A 14256-nucleotide genomic window follows, 5' to 3' on the forward strand; every position below is an offset into this window, starting at 1 on the left:
GAGTTTACGTCAGGACTTAGAAGTTCAGGTCCTCGTCCTCGTTATCCTCCCACTCCAGGGAGCGCTTAATAGCGCGCTTCCAATCGCGGTAGAGCCCCTCTACCTCTTCCTTGTCGCGCTTCGGCTTGAATACCTTCATGTCTCCGGCCTGGCTGCCCAAGACGCTGAGGTCATCCCAGAAGCCATGGTCCAGGCCTGCCGCGAAGGCAGCACCGGTAGCGGTGGTCTCGATATTCTTCGGGCGGTGTACTTCCACGCCGAGGATATCGGACTGGAACTGCATCAGCAGTTCATTCATGGTCATGCCACCATCCACGCGCAGCTCGGTAATCTCCACGCCGGAGTCCGCCACCATGGCATCGGCAACATCGCGCGTCTGGTACGCGGTGGATTCGAGCACGGCGCGAGCCAAGTGCTTGCGGTTAGCAAAGCGAGTCAGGCCCACGATGACGCCACGGGCATCTGGGCGCCAGTACGGAGCGAAGAGGCCGGAGAAGGCCGGCACGATATAAACGCCGCCGTTGTCCTTAACCTCGCGCGCGAGGTTTTCGATGGACGCAGCATTGGGGATGATCTGCAGGTTATCGCGCAGCCACTGCACCAAGGAACCGCCCATGGATACAGAGCCCTCGAGGGCGTACACGGGGCGCTCGCCCTCGCGCTGGAAGCAGACGGTGGTCAGCAGGCCGTTCTCGGAGAACTTCGGGGTGGTACCCGTATTCAGCAGGAGGAACAGGCCGGTTCCGTAGGTATTCTTTGCGGAACCTGCACGGAAGCAACCCTGGCCGAACATCGCGGACTGCTGGTCACCCAGGATGGCGCGGATAGGAACGCCGGAAAGCGAGCCGCGCTCACGCACGGTACGGAAATCACCCAGGGACGGGCGAATCTCCGGCAGCATGGACATCGGGATGCCCATTTCCTTACACAATTCCTCATCCCACTCCAGCTTTTCGATGTCCATCAGCAAGGTGCGGGAGGCGTTGGTGACGTCGGTGGCGTGCAACGCTTCGTGGCCGGCATCGCCCTCGGCGCCGCCGGTGAGGTTCCACAGCAGCCAGCTATCAATGGTGCCGAAGAGCAGGTCTCCTGCCTCGGCACGCTCGCGAGCACCTTCGACGTTATCGAGGATCCACTTCACCTTTGGACCAGCCGGGTAGGAGTTGATAATCAGGCCGGTGCGGCGGCGCCACTTTTCCGGTCCTTCCTCACCCGAGAGTTCCTTACAGATGGCGGTGGTACGGGTATCTTGCCAGACAATGGCGTTGTAGACCGGCTTACCGGTGTGCTTATCCCACACCACGGTCGTCTCACGCTGGTTGGTGATACCCACCGAGTCAATGTCTTCCACGGTGATGTCGCCATTGGCAAGCGCTTCACCGACGGCGCGACGGGTATTGCTCCAGATTTCTTCTGGGTCGTGTTCTACCCAGCCCTTTTCCGGGAAGATCTGCTCGTGCTCGAGCTGGCCAACGGCAGCCTGCTCGCCGTTGTGGTCAAAGATGATGCAGCGCGTCGACGTGGTTCCCTGGTCGATAGCGGCGACGTATTTCTTGTTAGTCATGTGTCTAGTCTCCTATACGAAGATGAAATTAGAGCGCAACGGACAACAGTCCAACGGCTACGGCTGCGACCAATGGGGCCACGATGGGGACCCAAGCATAGCCCCAGTTCGCGCTGCCTTTGTCCTGGATGGGCAAGATGAATGCATAAGCAATTCGCGGGCCCAGGTCGCGGACCGGATTGATGGCATAACCCGTAGGGGTACCAAGGGACAGGCCGACCGCCACCACAACGAAAGCAACAGCGAAGTAGCTCATTGGGCCAAGCTCGCCGCCGGTGGGGCCGAAGGCGATGAACATCAACAGCACGCAGGTGGCGATGAACTCCGTCACCGCATTCCAGCCGTTCTTAGGATGTGCCGGCTTGGTAAAGAAGATACCGTTGGTGTCCTTATTGGCGCCGGTGACGTTTCCGGCGTCGTCGTAATTATTGGCGTCGAAAAGCTGCTTGAAGGCAGCCCATGCCAGGATGGCACCGAGGATAGCGCCGAGGATCTGGCCCAGGAAGTAGTACGGCACCAGAGACCACTCGAGCGAGCCATTGACGGCCAACATTACGGTGACGGCGGGGTTAAGGTGCCCGCCCGTGGGATCGGCCACACTGGCACCGACGAAGACACCCATACCCCAACCCAGGGCGATAACGACCCAGTCGGAACCGCGTGCGCCAGAGGTGCGCAGGTTTACCAGCGCACATACGCCGTTACCTAGAAGGAGCAGCAACGCAGTGCCGATAAACTCCCACAGGAATGCATCAAATCCGGTCATAACTTATACCTCGTTTTGGGTGGGTCGGGCGGATCCTGCGCGTACCAAAATGTCATTGGCCTCACGGTCAGTTACCGCAGCTTCTGCTTCAAGTTCGGCCTGCGTGTGGGCCTTGAATTGGGATACCTCGCGCTCCTTGTCGGCGTCGCTCCAGCCCAGCAGCGGTGCTACAAAATCAGCAACGGCCGGGGCGGCATTCACACCGCGGTCGCCGTACTCGATGGCGATGCGCAGGCGGCGGGACAAGATGTCTTCCAAGTGCAATGCACCCTCGTGGGTGACGGCGTAGCGGACCTCGGCCCACAGGTAGGACTCGGCACCAGGAACTGGCTCGAGCAGGGAGGCATCCTCTGCTGCTGGTGCCAAAACCTCACCCAGCAGGGAGCCATAGCGGCCGAGCAGGTGCTCAATGAACTTCTCGCTCAGGTTATAGCGACGAGCCAAGGATGGGACCTGGTTGGCCAAGGCATGGTAGCCGGCGGCGCCCAGGATCGGGGTTTGCTCGGTGATGGACTCTGGGACCTTGGTACCCAGTTCCTTCACCGCCAGGTCCACGGCATCCTTACCGATGACGCGGTACGTGGTGTACTTACCGCCGGCGACAGAGACCATACCTGGGGCCACGCGTGCGACGGCGTGGTTGCGGGAAAGGTTGGTGGTGGAATCGGACTTGCCGGACAGCAGCGGGCGCAGGCCGGAGTAGACGCCCACGATGTCATCGCGGGTGATCTTGCGGCGAACGCGCTGGTTAACCTGATCCAAGATGTAGTCAATATCGGACTTGGTTGGTGCTGGATCTGGCAAGGAAAGACCCTTTTCCCAATCGGTATCGGTGGTACCAATAATCCAGTACTCGCCCCACGGGATCACGAAGAGGACGGACTTTTCGGTGACGAAGCACAGGGCTGCCTCTGCATCGAGCGCATCATTCGGCACGACGATGTGCACGCCCTTGGAGGCGTGAACGGTGAACTTGCCCTCCACGCCGGCCATCTCTTGAATCTTGTCATTCCACACACCGGTGGCGTTGATAAAGACCTTGCCGCGCACGGTGGTCTCGCGGCCGGTGGCGGTATCGCGCACCTTGGCGCCTACGATGCGGCCGCCGCGGTCCTTGTCAAAGCCAATGACCTCGGTATTGGTACGCACATCGGCACCATACTCGGCGGCGGTACGCAGCACGGTCATGGTGTGGCGGGCGTCATCAACCAAGGTGTCGTAGTAGCGCACGCCGCCCACAATGGCGTCGTCCTTCAGACCCGGGGTCACCTTCAGCACACCCTTGCGGGTGAGGTGCTTTTGCATTGGCACGCTCTTCGAGCCACCCATGAGGTCATAAAGAGTAAAGCCACCGAACATCATCACGCGCTCCCATACGTGGTGGGTCAGCGGGAAGATAAACTTCAGCGGCTTAACCAGGTGGGGTGCCAGGGTGGACATATTGAGCTCGCGCTCCTTGAGGGACTCCGCCACCAGGCGGAAGTCAAACATGGCCAGGTAGCGCAGGCCACCGTGGAACATCTTGGAGGAGCGAGAAGAGGTACCTGCGGCGAAGTCGCGCGCCTCAATGACGGCGGTCTTGAGGCCGCGGGTAGCGGCGTCCGCTGCCGCACCAGCGCCTACGGAACCGCCACCGATGATGACTACGTCGTAGTCCTCATCCGCGTACCCATTCCATAGATTTTCAAAGTATTCGGGGTTAAAGGATTGGTTGCTTTGCTGGGTCATTACTGACCGCATCTCCTTCCTTGGTGCTTGCATGTGCCTGCGCCATAAATCCATGAATGAGATGGCAAAAGCACAGCCAAAAGCAGTGAATTGTGGTTTCGGTGGAAAGTATCACACCGCGGCTGCAGAGACTTTATCTCCTGAAATCTATGTTAGGAGTCACGGACGCGAGTTACACATGTGGTTACTCACACGTAATTTTCAGGCCCGTAAGCAGTCAGTTTTCTTAAAATACTTAGACATTCAAAAAGAAAAACCACCCCCTCGCGGGGGTGCAAAGCGGACGAAAATCCTTCGCTATTTCTGCGCTAACCGCGCCATTGCTTCAAGCACTTCGGACATTCCGGCTTTCTCGGCAGAATAAGTGACCGCCTGAGCGCCTTTGACCACCTCGATAGGGGCAGTTTCCAAAGCCACCACCGGCATCCGGTCAAGGAAATCCTCATCTCCTGGCTCGTTAGCAAAAACCAGGGCCTCCTCCGGTTTAGCTTGCAGATCCTCAAGGATGCGCTCCACGCCTTGTACCGCAGTCGCGGCAGTGACGGACAGTGCATCGGTATCGAGTCGCGGCTGCACAGCGTCCTCATCAACGACAACGCTCCACACGGCTTGCGGAACTTCCACTTCACCGGCGGGTGATATCACGATCAGGACTTCGGCCGCCGGGTAGATATCTGCCAAAGCCTTGTGCAATCGCGGAGTTAGCGCGCCATCTTCCCAATTCAGCGCGCTGCTCTGCGCCACTACCACGCGGGGGATGGAAGAGAATTGCGCCTTCATGCGGTGCGGCAAGCGCGAGACGATAAGCCGGGATTGGGTGGCTGCCGCCAACAGGCCCTGCTCCGCTACGGAACCAGCCCATATCTCCTTACTGCTGGCCGTGATGGACGCTTGGGTTTGCGCCACATCCGACTTCAGCTGCGCCATGATATCCGCGACCTTATCGCGACCTTCATCCAAGCCGCGGGTTGCCTCTTCTACCACGGCGTTGAGGTTGTTCTTGATCCACTCCAGGGTCTCCGGGGCGGTCCGCGCCTTATTCTTTGGCTCCTCCCCGTCCGCTCCCTTGGCGGCGGCCATGTGGTTGCGCACCAAGTCAACCGTAGTAACCGAGACGCGTTCTTTGAGGCCCACTAGATCGTCGCGCAACCGGCGTACGCGGTGGCGCTCGGTTTCTACTTCAGCATCTCGAGCTTCTGCCTCTTCAAGGGTAGGAGCCCCTCCACCTTTACGGGCGGGCACCCAGTATTCACCGGCAGGCATGGGTCCAAATTCGGCTTCGTACTGTTCCCATAGCCCTTCCAATGCCTCTTGCATGCGGCGTCGAATCTCCGCGGTATCAGCCTCCGCATCGCCGGTGGGATAGTACGGTTCGAGGGCGGTAATAAAGACAGGGGTCTTGGTCCGTCCCAGGTTCTTTTTGTGTCCCTTGGTCCACAGGCGCTGCGAACCAAAAATGACCTGTGGGACTACCGGCACCCCCGCCTCATAGGCAATGCGGGAGGCGCCACTTTTCATGCTGCGGATTTCAAAGCTGCGGGAAATTGTGCCTTCAGAAAACACGCCCACGAGTTCGCCGTCCTTGGCCAGCTGTACCGCTTGGCGGAAGGAGGCGCTGCCATCTATACGGTCAACTGGCACGTGATGCATGGCCTTCAACAACGGACCCGCCACCGGTGCTTTGAAGATTCCAGCCTTAGCCAAGAAGCGCACCAGACGCTTCTTGCGATAGGCCAAAAAGGCGCCGAAGAGGAAATCCATGTAGCCGGTGTGGTTGCAGACCAACACCGCGCCGCCCTTATCGGGGATATTTTCTTCCCCCGAAAGGCGCATTTTTAATCCCTGTGCCAGAGTCACCCCCCTGCCAATGTGGGTGATCTGGCGGTACAGGAAATTCGTCGCAGCGTTCATAACTCTCCAGGACGACGGCGGACTTACTGCGGGGTCAGGACATCCTTGCCCACGAACGGGCGCAGGGCCTCAGGGACAACGACGGAGCCGTCGGCCTGCTGGTGGTTTTCCAGAATGGCGACGAGCCAGCGGGTAGTCGCCAGCGTGCCGTTCAGGGTAGCTGCGGTCTGGGTCTTGCCGTTCTCGTCGCGGTAGCGAGTGGACAGGCGGCGAGCCTGGAAGGTGGTGCAGTTCGAGGTGGAGGTCAGCTCACGGTAGGTGCCTTGGGTAGGAACCCAAGCCTCATTGTCGAACTTGCGGGCCGCCGAAGAACCGAGGTCGCCACCGGCGATGTCGATGGTGCGGTAGGGCAGTTCCATGGCTGCAAGCATGTCCTTTTCCATGGACAGAAGGCGCTGGTGCATTTCTTCCGCGTCTTCCGGCTTGCAGTAGACAAACATTTCCAGCTTGTCGAATTGGTGGACGCGCAGGATACCGCGGGTGTCCTTACCGTGGGAGCCAGCCTCACGGCGGAAGCAGGAGGACCAGCCGGCATACTGCAGCGGGCCATTGGAGAGGTCGATGATCTCATCCTTGTGGTAACCGGCAAGGGCCACCTCAGAGGTGCCTACCAAGTACATATCATCGGCCGGTAGGTAATAAACCTCATCGGAGTGCTGGCCCAAGAAACCGGTGCCGGACATAATGTCTGGGCGAACCAGAACTGGCGGGATCATCAGCTTGAAACCGGCTTCGCGCGCCTTCTGCGCCGCGAGCATCAGCATTCCCAGCTGTAGGAAGGCGCCATCGCCAGTGAGGTAGTAGAAACGAGCGCCGCCTACCTTAGCGCCGCGCTTGACGTCAATGAGACCGAGGGACTCGCCCAACTCAAGGTGGTCCTTTGGCTCGAAGTCGAACTCAGGAATCTGGCCTACTTCTTCGACCACTACGAAGTCATCTTCGCCGCCGGCCGGGGCACCTTCGACCACGTTATCGAGCTTGTACTGTAGCTCTTCCACCTTGGCCTCGGCGGCAGACTGTGCCTCTTCCGCCTCCTTGACCTTAGCCTTCAGCTCATTGGAGCCCTCCAGCAGTGCCGGACGCTCCTCTGGGGAGGCTTGGCCGATCTTCTTACCAAAAGCCTTCTGCTCAGAGCGCAGTTCGTCGGCCTTTTGGATAGCAGCGCGGCGCTGCTCATCAGCTTCCAAGAGCTGGTCTACGAGGGAGGGATCCTCACCTCGGTTCACCTGGGAAGCACGGACAACGTCAGGGTTTTCGCGGAGTAGCTTGAGATCAATCACGAATGTAAGTTTAGCGTATTGACAACATCTTGCGGTGGTAATAACCAGCGAATTATGATGGCTTTATGTCCGCCGTTCAGCTCCCCGCCCGCACAATTACGGACGGTCCCGTTCCAAAACACACCCAATTGCACGATATCCTCGAAGAATTGTGCCGCACGACCCTCAAACCCGGCGATATCCTGCCCGGCGAGAGGCTTCTTGAAGAAACCTATGGCGTGTCACGAATCACGGTCCGCCGCGCCATCGGGGATCTTGTCGCGGCCGGAAAATTGCGCCGCGTCCGCGGTAAGGGCACCTTCGTAGCGCCCAATCCCTTGGTCTCCCGGCTCCACCTGGCCTCATTCTCGGATGAGATGGGCGCACAAGACGTCACCGCCTCCTCCAAAATCCTTACCAGCGGACGCAGCAGCGCCCCGGAGGATGCCGCCCTCTTTTTTGATACTCCTGCCCAAACCGAACATATTCACCTGCGCCGCCTGCGCTTGGGCGATGGCGAGCCCTACTCCATTGATGACGGCTGGTATAACTCCACGTATGCGCCCAGCCTGCTAGAAAATGACACCTACAATTCGGTCTACGCCATCCTCGACTCCGTCTTTGATATCCCCATCACCGATGCGGATCAAACGGTCTCGGCGATTTCAGCCGATGCGGACACTGCTCCGCTTCTCGACGTCCCCGTGGGCACCCCACTGCTGCACATCGTGCGCTACTCCCGCTCGGGCGATAGGCCGGTGGAGTGGTGTTCCTCCGTCTACCGCACCGACCGCTACCGGCTGACTACCCGGGTGGCTAGGGAGAACAGTATCTAGCCAGCACCCTGCTTAAAAGGTAAGATTAAAGGCCTTATGAAGAAATCACCTGCGTGGCGTTCCGCTGTGGCCGTCCAGATTGTCTTGATTGCGGCAATCGCGGCGGCCGTTTTCATGGGCATCTATGGCGTTATCAGCTCCCACAAATCGGGCGGCGAAGACACTACCGCTGCCCAGCAGCACAATAGCGGGGATACTTCAGAAACCGCCGCCCCTAAACCGGAGCCCTTCACCGCTGCGGCCGCCGGCGCTTGCTTGACGTGGGACATCGCCCAGGATGGCTCCGCCACCGGGTTCAAGGAAGTACCGTGCTCTGAACAGCACCGCTTCGAGGTTTCCAAGACCGAAGACCTGAGCGTCTACCCCACCAGCGAATTCGGCCCTGATGCCAACCGCCCAGCGCTTACTCGCCAACACCAATTGCGCGATGAGCTGTGCGAATCCGCCACTGTGGGATATCTGCACGGTAAGTGGGATCCGAATGGTAAGTACGATGTGGCGTCCATTCTGCCGCCGCAGTCCGCCTGGGATCGCGGCGACCGCACCTTGCTGTGCGGCCTGCAAACCACCGATGATCACGGCGTACCGCAGCTTACTACAGGCAACGTCGAGGCCTCCGAGCAGGCAAACCTCGCCAAGCCGGGCGAGTGCTTGGCCATCGATGACAAGCAGGTTCCGCACGTCGTTGACTGCGCCAAGCCCCACCAGATGGAGACCGTTTCCGTCATCGATGTGGGCAAGCAGTTCCCTGACGGCTACCCGGACGGCAAGGATATGGACAAGTTCCTATCCGATACGTGTACCGCTGCCACCGAGGACTACCTTGGCGGCGAGGAGCAGCTCTACCAGTCCACGCTGCAACCATTCTGGGGCTCTATCACCGAGGCCTCGTGGAACGGCGGCACCAAGTCCGTCAATTGCTCCCTTGTGCATGCCCGCAAAGGCGGCGGTTTCTCTGCCATCACCGGTTCCGCTACCGGTGGACGCCAGGCGCTGACTATCGACGGCCAACCGCCGGAGGAACGCCCCGAGCGCAATCCACTGCGTGAGGACAAGGACAAGAGCCCGGCACCCGAGTCTGCCGCCCCCGCCCCGGCCCCAGCGCCCTAATGGTCGAGGTATCGGAAGAGCGCTTCGATGAGATGGTCAACGAGGCGCTGGATCAAGTCCCCGAGGAATTCGTGCGCCGCATGCGCAACCTCGTCATTTTGGTCGAAGATGAAAATCCCGATAACCCTATGTTGCTAGGGCTCTACGAGGGCGTAGCATTGCCCCGCCGGACCTTCGATCACACCGGTTTCCTTCCCGATGCGATCTTCATTTACCGGAACACGCTGCAGCGCTGGTCCGGCAGCGAGGAAGAATTAGCAGAGCAGGTTAAGGTCACCGTATTCCACGAACTCGGCCATTATTTTGGCCTCGAAGAAGAGGAGCTGCACCGCTTGGGCTGGGGCTAGAGCTCCGTATCCGCCCACCGAGTTAACGTCCACTCACCGAAGTCCTTGCCGCGCGGTTCCATCACCATAAAGCGGCAATTGGCCAGGTAGCCGGTATAGGCAAAGTCGGCGTCAACACCCGTGGCGTGCTTGGTGACCACGCGGATAGCGGCGCCGTGGCTGACAAGGATGACATCGTGGTCGTCGGCAAGCTGCTCCGCAATGCCCTCCAGCACCGGCTGGTAGCGCGCCAGCACATCATCCAAGGTCTCGCCGCCTTCCATCCCGGCGCCGCGCTCGCCATCGCACCAGCCACGCATGGCCACCATGTGCGACCTATGGGCATCCTCGCTGCCGTCCATCTCCCAGTCACCGGCGAAAATTTCGTGCACGCCGGCAATTACGTCAACGCGCTGGGAAAATTCCGGCATACCGCGCTCCTGCTCAAAGGCGCGTGCCGCCAGCATCGCGGTCTGCTGAGCGCGCAGGGCAATGGAGCATTTAAATTCCACCTCGCGCTCGCCCACCAACTGCGCTAGCTCACGGCCTACCTCCGTAGCTTGGTCGCGCCCGCGCTCGGTAAGCTCTGCCCCGGGCGGGCGGGTATCGAGGTAGCGGGAAATATTGGAATAGGTCTGGCCGTGGCGCAGCAGGATAATTCTTCCGGGCATGCTTCTAGATTATTGGCCCCTGCATGCCCGCGCTACCCAATCATCCGCCGCTGCCAGATCGCGCGGTGGCTTGCCCGCGGGCGTTGCCGCCGGCCAGGAGCCGAGGAACAGCAAATCCTCTGTCCGCAGCCACAGCGCACGCAGCGCCTCCGCCACCGGCTGATCGTCAATGTGCCCAATGAGGTCCACGTAGAAGCGGTACGTGCCAAAGGCCTCCCGCGTGGGGCGCGACTCAATCCGGGACAGGTCCACGCCGCGGTGCGCAAAGTCCTGCAATGCCCCCACCAGGCTGCCCGGTTCATTCGGCAGGGTGAAGATGACGCTGGTGCGGTCCTGGCCAGTCCTTGCAGTGGGTTTTCCCGGACGCCCCACCAGGACGAAGCGCGTTGCGGCGCCCTCGACGTCCGCCACGCCCTGGGCGATGGTCTCCAGCCCAAAGATCTCGGCGGCCCTGGCTGGCGCTGCGGCTGCATCCGCTTCCCCACGGGCTACAGCCTCGGCCGCGGCGGCATTGGAACTGGCCGGCACGAACTCTACCTCCGGCAAATTGTCCTTTACCCAGCCGCGGATTTGTTGGAACGCCACTGGGTGGGTGCTCAGCCGCGCAATGTCGCCCGCGCCTTGCCGGGTCATGATGCTAAAGGCCACGGGGATATCCACCTCGCGGTAAATCTGCACCGGTTCGGCTTCAACCAGCGCATCAAAGGTGGTGGTCACAGCGCCATCGACGGAATTTTCAATGGCTACGCAGGCGTACTCGGCGTGCCCGGCGCGCACGGCGGCCACGGCCTCCGAAGGCGAGCCAACCGGCATGGTCTCTACCTGCGGCAGGTGCGCGGCAAACTTATGCACGGCCGCTTCCGTGAAGGTTCCGGCTGGCCCCAGGAAGGCGATGGTGGTAGTCATGCACGTCACCTTAGCCCACTAGACTGGTGCCCCATGGACTTTTCCGTAGAACAACTCCGCGCGGATCTGCACGGTCTTGCCCCCGAGGAACACGGTTTCACCTACCTAGATGTGGACCGCGAGCCCTCCGGCCGCGGCCGGCTGAGCGGCTGGGTCCTCTCCGCTAAGGATCTCTGCGATGTCCGCGGCATGCCTACTACCTTGGGAAATGTCGATCGCACCTACTACCCCGAGCGCAGCGATGCCTTTATTGAAGCCTTGGAGAAGCAGGGTGCGCGCATCATCGGTAAATCCTCCACCCCGGAGTTGGGTCTGCGCGTAGATACGGAACCAGTAGGCCTGCCCCATCCCTATAATCCCCTCTATCCCGGCTGCACTCCGGGTGGTTCCTCTGGCGGTGCGGCGGTACAGGTCGCGCGGGGGTTGCTGCGCGCGGCGCACGCCAGCGATGGCGGCGGTTCCATCCGAGTGCCGGCCGCGGCCTGCGGCGTGGTGGGCTTTAAACCGGCAGGTGATGAACTGGGTGTGCAGGGCTTTATCACCCGGACCGTGGCCGATAATGCCTTTCTGCATGGCCACCGCATGATCACCCCGCGCGCCCGCATTGGCCTGCTCGTAGAGCCGCTGTTTTGCGACGCCAACGTCGATGCCCACCACCTGCGCGCCGCCCGCGAGGCCGCCCAACGCCTACAAGCTGCCGGCTTCACCGTGGTGCCCATTTCCCCGTATCCGCAGGCCCGGGCCACCTTTGCGCATTTCCGCACGACCTTTACCTCCCGTTTGGCGGGGCTCAACCCGGCGGCAGGCTACGCCGAGTGGATCGCTCAGCAGGGCCGGCGCGTGAGCGCCGCTGAGCTGGCCGCGGCGCGGGCGCATGTCCGGCGGCTGCCCGACTTGCTGGCCCAGGAATGGGGCGTCGATGCCATCCTCACCCCAATGCTCACCACGGACCCGCCGCGTATTGGTTCGTTCCTGTCCCTGCCCCATGCGGAGAATTTCGCGGCCCAGACCCGGTGGTCTCCGTGGGGTTCCCTCTTCAACATGGCCCGCCTGCCAGCCATTTCCGTGCCATGGGCCGTTCCCAATCACCCGCCGGTGGGCGTGCACCTGGGAGGCATTACGCTTTCCGACGCCGCCCTGCTCGGCCTCGCCCACATCCTCCACCCATGACCAAGTCCCTACGCGCCGAACTGCTCATCGTCCTTACCCTCACCTTTGGCATTTCCGGGGTGCGGGCGGTGTTAAACCTCATCAATTCCCTGGCCGCGCCGCAGCGGCTCGACGAGCAATCGGTCACGCTCAATTCCAGCCAATCCTCCCTTGCCTGGGTGGATATGGGACTGCAGTTGTGCTCGTCCGCCGTGCTCTTTTCCTATGGAGCCTTAGCGCTTTTCCTGCTGGCCAAGGACCGCTTTGTGCCCCGTGCCCACCGCGCCCGCGACTGGCTAGAAGGAGCAGGGCTTGCCGCCCTCATTGGCATCCCGGGGCTCGCCCTGTATTTCGCGGCGGTGCACTTGGGGTGGAGCAAGGAGGTCATCCCCGGCGACTTCGCCAATGCTTGGGTGGAAATTCCCGTTTCCCTCCTCAAGGCCGCTGCCAACGCCTTCGCGGAGGAAACCGTGGTGGTGATGTGGCTGATGACGCGTTTGCGCCAGGCGCGCTGGTCGCTGCCAGCCACGCTGGCCGCAAGCTCCATTCTCCGCGGTTCCTACCACCTCTACCAGGGAGTTTCCGCTGGCTTTGGCAATATCATCATGGGGTTAATCTACGGCTATTACTACCACCGCACGGGGCGGGTATGGCCGCTGGTCATAGCGCATTTTCTTATCGACGCCGTCGCATTCGTGGGTTATTCCTTCCTGTGAAAATGCCTGTAGGGGACGTCGCGAACCAGGCGTTGCTCCCTGCTCCTTGTAAGGTATAGCGCATGACTGAATCAGGACGAGATCCGCATAGGGAGGCCCGCCGCGCCGGCGATGACTCCTCCACTGAATTCGTCCTTGGGGCCGATGGACGTCCCCTCAAGGATCGATACGGCCGCCCCATTCGACGCCGTTCCTCCGCCCGCCCGGCGCCGCGGCGCGTGGAACCCGAGCAACAATCCTTTCGCGCTCCGCAGCCACAGCAACAGCCCCCGCGCCGCACTCCGCCACCAACACCCAGCCGCTACCCCAGCCAGTACCGCGCGCAGCAGCGCCCGCCTCGTCGTACCGAACCGCGCCCCGCACCCCGGCAACGCCCGCACAGCCGGCGCAAAAAGGTCAATCCAGCCAAGCGCGCCCTCGGGTGCGTTGGCTTGGCGCTCGTCGTCCTGCTGGTATTCAACCTCGTCTTCATGTTCTGGGCCGATGCCCGCCTCACCCGCGTCGAGGCGCTACCAGAAGAACAGGTGTCTAATACCGCCGGCACCAATTGGTTGCTCGTCGGCTCTGATTCCCGCCAAGGACTCAGCGAGGAGCAGCAGGCTGAGCTCGGCACCGGTGGTGATGTGGGCGAGGGCCGCACCGATACCATCATGCTGCTGCACATCCCTCGCACCGGTAAAGCCAAGCTCGTTTCCATCCCACGCGATAGCTACGTGGAAGTCCCCGGTTTTGGCATGGACAAGATCAATGCCGCCTTTACCTACGGTGGACCGCAGCTGCTTGCCCAAACCGTCGAGGGCACGACCGGTTTGCACATCGACCACTATGCCGAGATCGGCATGGGCGGCCTGGCCAATGTGGTCGACTCCGTCGGCGGCGTAGACGTATGCGTGAAGGAACCCATCAATGACCCGCTGGCCGGCATTGATCTCCAAGATGGCTGCCAGAAGCTCAAGGGCCGCGACGCCCTCGGTTACGTGCGCACCCGCGCCACCGCCATGGGTGACCTTGACCGCGTGCAGCGACAGCGCGAATTCTTCTCCGCATTGCTGGACAAGGTTGCTTCCCCAGCCACCCTGATCAACCCATTCCGCGCCTTCTCCTTGGTCAACCACACCGCCTCCTCGTTCATCGTGGGCGAGGGCGACCACGTCTGGCACCTCGCCCGCGTGGCACTGGCCATGGGCTCCGGTGTAGACACCGAGACCGTCCCCATCGGCGGATTCCAAGATACCGAGGTAGGCAACGTCGTCCTCTGGGACGATGAAGCAGCCGCCGGGTTGTGGGATTCCCTCAAATAGCGATCAAAAAATG

Annotated in this window: 13 protein-coding genes; 6 read left to right on the plus strand and 7 right to left on the minus strand. The window is 61.3% G+C overall.

Annotated features, from left to right (window positions below; genetic code table 11):
• Positions 1-16 precede the first annotated feature (16 nt).
• The 5 genes from glpK to serS form a co-directional block, all read right to left on the minus strand.
• Positions 17-1564, minus strand: a complete 1548-nt coding sequence (gene glpK / locus MHK00_RS03615) for a glycerol kinase GlpK (RefSeq protein ID WP_005327045.1) — start codon at positions 1562-1564, stop codon at positions 17-19.
• A 28-nt stretch (positions 1565-1592) separates the two neighbouring features.
• Positions 1593-2330, minus strand: a complete 738-nt coding sequence (locus tag MHK00_RS03620) for an MIP/aquaporin family protein (RefSeq protein ID WP_005327044.1) — start codon at positions 2328-2330, stop codon at positions 1593-1595.
• 3 nt (positions 2331-2333) lie between these two features.
• A complete protein-coding gene (locus MHK00_RS03625) occupies positions 2334-4058 on the minus strand; it encodes a glycerol-3-phosphate dehydrogenase/oxidase (protein ID WP_250410509.1) in 1725 nt (574 codons plus the stop codon).
• Positions 4059-4355: 297 nt separating this feature from the next.
• Positions 4356-5969, minus strand: a complete 1614-nt coding sequence (locus MHK00_RS03630; RefSeq protein WP_250410510.1) for a lysophospholipid acyltransferase family protein — start codon at positions 5967-5969, stop codon at positions 4356-4358.
• 23 nt (positions 5970-5992) lie between these two features.
• Positions 5993-7249, minus strand: coding sequence for a serine--tRNA ligase (gene serS, locus MHK00_RS03635; protein ID WP_049359893.1), 1257 nt, complete (start codon positions 7247-7249; stop codon positions 5993-5995).
• A gap of 65 nt (positions 7250-7314) precedes the next feature.
• Here serS and MHK00_RS03640 point away from each other — a divergent pair, with 65 nt between their 5' ends.
• Genes MHK00_RS03640 through MHK00_RS03650 form a run of 3 tightly spaced genes read left to right on the plus strand, consistent with a single transcriptional unit; the run spans position 7315 to position 9521 of the window.
• Positions 7315-8064, plus strand: a complete 750-nt coding sequence (locus MHK00_RS03640; protein ID WP_239191857.1) for a GntR family transcriptional regulator — start codon at positions 7315-7317, stop codon at positions 8062-8064.
• A 36-nt stretch (positions 8065-8100) separates the two neighbouring features.
• Entirely contained in the window at positions 8101-9174 is a 1074-nt protein-coding gene (locus MHK00_RS03645; RefSeq protein WP_005327041.1) for a septum formation family protein, read from the plus strand.
• A complete protein-coding gene (locus MHK00_RS03650; protein ID WP_005325385.1) occupies positions 9174-9521 on the plus strand; it encodes a metallopeptidase family protein in 348 nt (115 codons plus the stop codon). The genes MHK00_RS03645 and MHK00_RS03650 overlap by 1 nt, the downstream gene beginning before the upstream one ends.
• On the opposite strand, the gene MHK00_RS03655 is transcribed toward MHK00_RS03650, so the two are convergent.
• Positions 9518-10171: a histidine phosphatase family protein gene (locus tag MHK00_RS03655; RefSeq protein WP_250410511.1), complete on the minus strand. Its 654-nt coding sequence runs from the start codon at positions 10169-10171 to the stop codon at positions 9518-9520. The genes MHK00_RS03650 and MHK00_RS03655 overlap by 4 nt on opposite strands.
• Before the next feature lie 9 nt (positions 10172-10180).
• Positions 10181-11077 carry a prephenate dehydratase gene (pheA, locus tag MHK00_RS03660; RefSeq protein ID WP_250410512.1) on the minus strand — a complete coding sequence of 299 codons (897 nt, stop codon included), beginning with the start codon at positions 11075-11077 and terminating at the stop codon, positions 10181-10183.
• A gap of 33 nt (positions 11078-11110) precedes the next feature.
• On the opposite strand from pheA, the gene MHK00_RS03665 reads away from it, so the two are divergent.
• The 3 genes from MHK00_RS03665 to MHK00_RS03675 all read left to right on the plus strand — a co-directional run bounded on the left by MHK00_RS03665 (position 11111) and on the right by MHK00_RS03675 (position 14243).
• The gene (locus tag MHK00_RS03665; protein ID WP_250410513.1) at positions 11111-12247 is read left to right on the plus strand and encodes an amidase; all 1137 of its coding nucleotides are present in this window, start codon (positions 11111-11113) and stop codon (positions 12245-12247) included.
• Positions 12244-12942: a CPBP family intramembrane glutamic endopeptidase gene (locus tag MHK00_RS03670; protein ID WP_250410515.1), complete on the plus strand. Its 699-nt coding sequence runs from the start codon at positions 12244-12246 to the stop codon at positions 12940-12942. The genes MHK00_RS03665 and MHK00_RS03670 overlap by 4 nt, the downstream gene beginning before the upstream one ends.
• A 62-nt stretch (positions 12943-13004) precedes the next feature.
• Positions 13005-14243 carry an LCP family protein gene (locus MHK00_RS03675; RefSeq protein ID WP_250410517.1) on the plus strand — a complete coding sequence of 413 codons (1239 nt, stop codon included), beginning with the start codon at positions 13005-13007 and terminating at the stop codon, positions 14241-14243.
• The last annotated feature ends 13 nt before the right edge of the window (positions 14244-14256 follow it).

Origin of the sequence: Corynebacterium tuberculostearicum (genome assembly GCF_022347385.1) — a bacterium.
In the GTDB taxonomy this organism is placed as follows: domain Bacteria; phylum Actinomycetota; class Actinomycetes; order Mycobacteriales; family Mycobacteriaceae; genus Corynebacterium; species Corynebacterium tuberculostearicum_M.

Bases quoted from the DNA above. Each gene is read 5' to 3' on its own strand.
- MHK00_RS03650 (WP_005325385.1), top strand. From the start codon at position 9,174: ATGGTCGAGGTATCGGAAGAGCGCTTCGATGAGATGGTCAACGAGGCG.
- MHK00_RS03655 (WP_250410511.1), bottom strand. From the start codon at position 10,171: ATGCCCGGAAGAATTATCCTGCTGCGCCACGGCCAGACCTATTCCAAT.
- MHK00_RS03670 (WP_250410515.1), top strand. From the start codon at position 12,244: ATGACCAAGTCCCTACGCGCCGAACTGCTCATCGTCCTTACCCTCACC.
- glpK (WP_005327045.1), bottom strand. From the start codon at position 1,564: ATGACTAACAAGAAATACGTCGCCGCTATCGACCAGGGAACCACGTCG.
- pheA (WP_250410512.1), bottom strand. From the start codon at position 11,077: ATGACTACCACCATCGCCTTCCTGGGGCCAGCCGGAACCTTCACGGAA.
- MHK00_RS03620 (WP_005327044.1), bottom strand. From the start codon at position 2,330: ATGACCGGATTTGATGCATTCCTGTGGGAGTTTATCGGCACTGCGTTG.
- MHK00_RS03625 (WP_250410509.1), bottom strand. From the start codon at position 4,058: ATGACCCAGCAAAGCAACCAATCCTTTAACCCCGAATACTTTGAAAAT.
- MHK00_RS03675 (WP_250410517.1), top strand. From the start codon at position 13,005: ATGACTGAATCAGGACGAGATCCGCATAGGGAGGCCCGCCGCGCCGGC.
- MHK00_RS03645 (WP_005327041.1), top strand. From the start codon at position 8,101: ATGAAGAAATCACCTGCGTGGCGTTCCGCTGTGGCCGTCCAGATTGTC.
- MHK00_RS03640 (WP_239191857.1), top strand. From the start codon at position 7,315: ATGTCCGCCGTTCAGCTCCCCGCCCGCACAATTACGGACGGTCCCGTT.
- MHK00_RS03665 (WP_250410513.1), top strand. From the start codon at position 11,111: ATGGACTTTTCCGTAGAACAACTCCGCGCGGATCTGCACGGTCTTGCC.
- MHK00_RS03630 (WP_250410510.1), bottom strand. From the start codon at position 5,969: ATGAACGCTGCGACGAATTTCCTGTACCGCCAGATCACCCACATTGGC.